6 protein-coding genes are annotated in these 5,759 nt (G+C 62.1%); all 6 read left to right on the top strand.

Going from position 1 to position 5,759, the window contains the following annotated elements:
- Window positions 1-109: 109 nt before the first annotated feature.
- Window positions 110-1,357 (top strand): glycine C-acetyltransferase, encoded by a 1,248-nt coding sequence (gene kbl / locus NTW26_01150; protein MCX7020882.1) that lies wholly within the window; start codon window positions 110-112, stop codon window positions 1,355-1,357.
- Window positions 1,358-1,512: 155 nt separating this feature from the next.
- Window positions 1,513-1,734 carry a hypothetical protein gene (locus tag NTW26_01145; GenBank protein ID MCX7020881.1) on the top strand — a complete coding sequence of 74 codons (222 nt, stop codon included), beginning with the start codon at window positions 1,513-1,515 and terminating at the stop codon, window positions 1,732-1,734.
- A 1-nt stretch (window position 1,735) separates the two neighbouring features.
- Complete coding sequence (locus NTW26_01140; GenBank protein ID MCX7020880.1) at window positions 1,736-2,845, top strand: Ig-like domain-containing protein; 1,110 nt, start codon at window positions 1,736-1,738, stop codon at window positions 2,843-2,845.
- A 157-nt stretch (window positions 2,846-3,002) separates the two neighbouring features.
- The gene (locus tag NTW26_01135; protein MCX7020879.1) at window positions 3,003-4,109 is read left to right on the top strand and encodes an SH3 domain-containing protein; all 1,107 of its coding nucleotides are present in this window, start codon (window positions 3,003-3,005) and stop codon (window positions 4,107-4,109) included.
- A gap of 32 nt (window positions 4,110-4,141) precedes the next feature.
- Complete coding sequence (locus tag NTW26_01130) at window positions 4,142-4,714, top strand: acetate uptake transporter (GenBank protein MCX7020878.1); 573 nt, start codon at window positions 4,142-4,144, stop codon at window positions 4,712-4,714.
- Window positions 4,715-4,939: 225 nt separating this feature from the next.
- Window positions 4,940-5,759: hypothetical protein (locus NTW26_01125; protein MCX7020877.1), on the top strand; the 820-nt coding region annotated here is incomplete at its 3' end.

Raw genomic sequence — 5,759 nt, 5'->3', positions numbered from 1 at the left:
CTGTGAGGGGGGAGGGGGTTAGTCGTACGGGGGGAGGGGACTACCTGCACGGGGGGTTGGCCCACGCAATCATCTTAAAAAACGCCACCTCTTATAGCCAGGAGGAGTCATGGCCTACTCGAAGGTAGCCCGCGCCGGATTCGCCGAGGAAATCGAAGCGATCAAGAGCAAGGGCCTCTACAAGGAAAAACGGTTCATCTGCTCGCCCCAGAACGCGGAAATCACCGTGGAGTTCCCCGAGGGCGCGCCGCAGGCGAAGGTCCTGAACTTCTGCGCCAACAACTACCTCGGCCTCTCCAGCCACCCCGAGGTCATCGCCGCCGCCCATAAGGGCCTGGACACGCGCGGCTACGGCATGAGCTCGGTCCGTTTCATCTGCGGCACCCAGGACATCCACCGCGAGCTGCAGGATAAATTGACCGAGTTCCTGGGCACCGAGGACACGCTCCTTTTCCCGTCGTGCATGGACGCCAACGCCGGGGTCTTCGAGGCCATCCTCGGCCCCGAGGACGTCATCATCGCCGACCGGCTCATCCACGCCAGCCTGGTGGACGGCATCCGGCTCTGCTCCGCCGAGTACGACACCTTCAAGCACATGAACATGAATCACCTGAAGCAGAAGCTCGAGCAGCACCAGGGCAAGCGCAACCGGCTGGTGGTCACCGACGGGGTGTTCTCCATGGACGGCGATCTCTTCCCGCTGGACGAGGCGGTGGCGCTCTGCGAGGAGTACGACTCCATGATTCTGGTGGACGACTCCCACGGCTCAGGGTTCATCGGCAAGACCGGCCGCGGGGTCCACGAGCACTTCGGCGTGGTGGGGAAGATTGACGTCATCACGACCACGCTGGGCAAGGCGCTGGGCGGCGCGTCGGGCGGGTGCGTCTCGGGGCGCCGGGAGCTGATCGAGCTCTGCCGCCAGAAGGCCCGGCCCTTCCTCTTCTCGAACTCCCTTGCCCCGGTCATCACCGCCGCCTCGCTCAAGGTTTTGGAGATAATCACCCGGAGCACGGAGCGCCGGGACAAGCTGGAGTCGAACACCAAGTACTTCCGGGAGAAGATAACCGCCGCCGGCTTGAACGTCCGGCCCGGCGAGACGCCGATAGTCCCGGTCATGCTCTACAACGCCAAGCTGGCCAACGACATGGCCCGCGACATGTACGCCGAGGGCATCTACGTCATCGGCTTCTCGTTCCCGGTGGTGCCCAACGGCCAGGCGCGCATCCGCGTCCAGCTCTCCGCCGCCCACGAGAAGGCGCACATAGACAAGTGCGTGGCGGCCTTCGCCAAGGTCGGAGCCAAGTACGGCATTATCGGCTTGGACAAGGACGGGATAATCGCGAAGTACGGGATGTAGTTAGAGTAACGCTCGCGGGGAGGAGCCGGGAATATCCTGAGCCTCTCCCCGCGGGGCCGTGGCCGGCTTCAAGCCGGTCGCCAAATACGGGATGTAGCCAGAGGTTGGCTTACGGGGAGGGGGCGGGAATATCCTGTGCCTCTCCCCGCGGGGCCGTGGCCGGCTTCAAGCCGGAGCCGTACTTTGCCCGTGGGGGGAATGGTGGAAAAAAGACGGCGCCCGGCTTTACGCTGGGCGCTTTTTTTGGGTCGGTCAACTTGTCAAACCATGCGGATGATGGTACTATTATGCGGTTACTTGAGTACTGGGATTTAAAAAAAACCGGTCGGGGTGTTTTCGAGGAATTCACCACCCATCCATTCGTACTAGGAGGGTGAGATGCCAAAATCGTTGTTGGTTTTAGTCGTGGTCACGGCTGCGTTCGCGGGGCAGTACGACCTTCTCGTCTGCCACTGCGATACCGGCTCGACATCGAAAGTCGAGGACAACATCGGCAGCGATCCCTTCTACGACAGCGTGGATTACATCGACTGCGCCACGACCACGCCCACGGTGGCGACGATGCTGAACTACGGCTGCGTCTTTACGTGGAGCAACGACCCCTACTCGGATCCGACCGCCATGGGCGACAACCTGGCCGACTACATGGATGGCGGCGGCGGTGTCCTGTCCTGTGCCTTCGCCCACTACGCCAGCGATTTTATCTGTGGCCTGTCAGGTCGCTACGTGATCGACGAAAACTACTGCCCCCTGACCCTCGGCTGGCATAACTTCGACTTCGAGAGCCTGGGAGACTACGACCCGCACCCCATCATGGAAGGCGTCCTGAGCATCTCCGACATCTACTACTGGCAGGACATCACGATCGAGACCCCGGCGACCTGGGTCGCCGACCTGGCCAACGGCTCCATTTTCGTGGCGGTAAACACCGCCCGGAACGCGGTGGGTATCAACTTCTACCCCGGCGACTTCAGTCAATGGACCGGCGACGGCTGGGTGCTTTTGAACAACGCCATCCAGTACCTGATGGAAGGCGGCACCGAAGATTTGGACCCGCCCTACGTGGCCGGGATGGACCCCGAAGACGGCGCTGAAGGCGTCCCCGTTGACACCGCAATCGTCTTCCACTGCAAGGACTACATCTCGGGCGTCGACACCGACACCATAGACTTCACCGTCCGGAGCACCACCCTCCGCCCGGGTAGCGCGTGCGTATCCAGCGCCTCCGCCGTCGGCGTCGAACCCGTAGAGAGCGTGGCCATCTCCGGCGTCCTTGCCGTTGACGGCGTCGACCCGCTGGACGTAGTCTGCACCTTCACCCCGGACGAGGACCTTCCCTCCGACGCAGTCATCATCTGCGTCGTAGACGACAAACTGGCCGACCTCTCCGGCAACGAGATGGGCTACAATTTTATCTGGACCTTCTCCACCGTGGGCATCCCGCAGGTGGAGCGGACCACCTGGGGGGCCATCAAGGCTGAGTTTTAACTGCGCGCTCGCGGGGAGGGGGCGGGAATATCCTGTGCCTCTCCCCGCGGGGCCGTGGCCGGCTTCAAGCCGGTCGCCAAATACGGGCTCTGAGCGTGATCGTCGAGCCGGGTTTCACTCGGATACCCGGCCCGCTTTCTTGTCGGTGTGAGGAAAGATGAAACGCGTCCTTCTGCTGTGTGCCGTGATGCTGACCCTGCCGGCGGCCGCCGATTCCGGCTGGTGGCAGGGATACTTCCCCGGCCCGTCCTCGGCGAATCCCATGGGGGACGATGGTCTCGAAAGCGTGGACTATAGTCATCCCGATGTTGAGCTGGTCCGGCAGGACATCTCCATTTCCCTGCAACCCCTGGGGGCATCGGTCGAGGGGGCGTTCGTCTTCCGCAACCACGGCGCGGCCCAGACCGTGCCGATGTATTTCCCCCTCTCCGAAGGAACGGGCTGGGATTATTGGGACGAGGAAACCTACCGCGCGAACAGCGAGGAGCATCTCCTGATACTGCTCGAGCACAACGATTATGATTTCCTGGCCTATGTGGAGCGCGAGACGGGAACAGGCGTTGAGAGGCTGCCCGCCGCCGTGTATCACGAGGTTCGCCGGGAGTTCCGCATCCCCGGCGAGGACTACGCCGACCTGTACGAATCTTACGCCGACTACGCGCGCTACGATATCTCCTTCGCCGCCGGGGAAGAGCTGAGGCTCAATGTCCGGTATTTCCAGCATTACGCCATGCCCAAACATGGCCAGTGGGAGGAGATGTATTATCCGGTGGATTCCGGCGGCGGCTGGCGGGGTTCCATCGGCGGCGGAGTGATCGTGGTCCGGGCCGGTGAGGGCATGGATTTCTTCGGCCGCTGGCAGTACTCCGAACAGGGACTTACCCCGGCAACTGAGATACCAGACGAGTTCATGGTTTGCTGGGAGTTTACCAAGTTGGAGCCGAAGTCCGGGGACGGCGTCACGATTGCCCTCAGCGGGATGGCGGAACCCTGGGGGGTGGTGGCTGCGGACGGAGGGGTCAACTTCCGCGTCAATCCCGACCCCTCGGCGGAACAGGTTGCCGCCCACCCCCTGCTGGCCGCCGGTGAGGTATTCTATTTCCTGCACCGCGATGGGGACTGGCTCGAAATCCTGGACCGGGACTTCAACCACGGCTGGGTGCGTTGGCGCTATGTGGAAGGCGATACCGTCAATATTTACGCTGTTCTTTCCCCCGATGCAAACGCGGATCTTTCGCCCCTGGTCGGTAACGGGGGCTCATAGCCGGTCCGACAGGCCCAACCGCTAACCCTGGAGTGACAATGGCCGAAATCAAAGCCAACCCGGCACCCCTGGGACTGATGGGCTTCGGCATGACCACCGTGCTCTTAAATCTGCAGAACGCGGGGCTCTTCGCCGCCGACCAGGCATCCACGATCATTCTGGCGATGGGTGTCTTCTATGGCGGCCTGGCGCAGATCTTCGCCGGGGTGTTCGAGTACAAGAACGGCAACACCTTCGGCACCACCGCGTTCTTGAGCTACGGCCTTTTCTGGATGTCGCTGGTGGCGATCAAGCTCTTCGCCCCCTCCGGCGGATTCTCCCCGGCCTTCATGGGCTGCTACCTCTTCCTGTGGGGGCTTTTCACCTGTTACATGTGGGTGGGCACCTGGAAGAAGAACCGAGCCCTCCAGACGGTGTTCCTGACGCTGACGATCCTGTTCTGGCTGCTGGCCGTCGGCGACTGGACCGGCATCGCCCTCATCACCCGCATCGCCGGCTTCGAGGGCATCCTCTGCGGCCTCTCGGCCTTCTACCTGGCGGCGGCCGAGGTGTTGAACGAAGCCAAGGGTCGCACGGTGCTGCCCGTTGGCGCGATCAAGGCCTAGGATCATCCGCCGGTGACTTTTTAACGGGAGGCGCGGGCCTCCCGTTCCGTATTCCACCGGTCAGATAAGCCGCGCCCTCGGGCGCGGTTTTTTTTTGCCCCGCGACACCCTTGCCAGCCGAGGCGTTTGGTGGTAAATTGCAGGTGGAGGATTGGGCTTTTTCAAGAAACACCGTCATGGCTGTGTTTTGAGTAATCCGCAGACGTTCAACCTAAGGAGTAGAAAATGCGAAGAGCGTTGTTAGTCTTGGTGGTCGCCACCGCGGTGTTCGCGGGGCATTACGACCTCTTGATTTGCCATACCGACCCCGGCATGACCTCGGGGGTCATGACCAACATCGCCGACAACCCACACTATTACAGCGTGGATGTCGTAGACTGCACCACGACCACCCCCACCGTGGCGCAGATGGAGGAGTACGGTTGCGTGTATACGTGGAGCAACTACGCCTATCAGGACCCCGTGGCCTTCGGGAACAACCTTGCCGACTTCATGGATTTCGGCTCCGGCCACGGCGTAGTGTCCTGCTGCTTCGCGCACAGCTCGTACGGCGGCTGGGGCATCGCCGGCCGCTACGCCGACGACGAGGACTACTGCCCCCTGACCCGTGGCGGGTACAACTACTCATATACCAGCCTGGGCGACCATGACGACTACAATCCCATCATGTACGACGTCGGGGACATCTGGAGCATCGCGTACTGGCAGTCCGTCTCGACCGAGAGCGGCGCGACCTGGCTCGCGGACCTGACCAACGGCACGGACATGGTGGCCATCAGCAATGACTGGAAAGCGGTGGGCGTCAACATGTACCCCGGCGACTACCGGGAATGGTCCGGCGACGGCTGGACGCTATACAACAACGCCATCCTGTGCATGATGGAGCACGGTGAATCTCACTCCATTTATGTGTACTGCATAGACCCGGAAAACGGCGATTCCGGCGTGCCGGTGGACACAGACATCGTGTTCGGGTGTGATAGTTATGTCGGGGACGGCTACGGGCGGATAGACACCGACACGATAGTGTTCACCGTGGAGGACC

It is taken from the genome of bacterium, assembly GCA_026398675.1.
Taxonomy (GTDB): domain Bacteria; phylum RBG-13-66-14; class RBG-13-66-14; order RBG-13-66-14; family RBG-13-66-14; genus RBG-13-66-14.
This window is presented reverse-complemented; position numbering and strand designations above follow the sequence as displayed.

Coding starts and splice junctions, on each gene's coding strand:
- kbl (MCX7020882.1), top strand. CDS start 110: ATGGCCTACTCGAAGGTAGCCCGCGCCGGATTCGCCGAGGAAATCGAA.
- NTW26_01140 (MCX7020880.1), top strand. CDS start 1,736: ATGCCAAAATCGTTGTTGGTTTTAGTCGTGGTCACGGCTGCGTTCGCG.
- NTW26_01135 (MCX7020879.1), top strand. CDS start 3,003: ATGAAACGCGTCCTTCTGCTGTGTGCCGTGATGCTGACCCTGCCGGCG.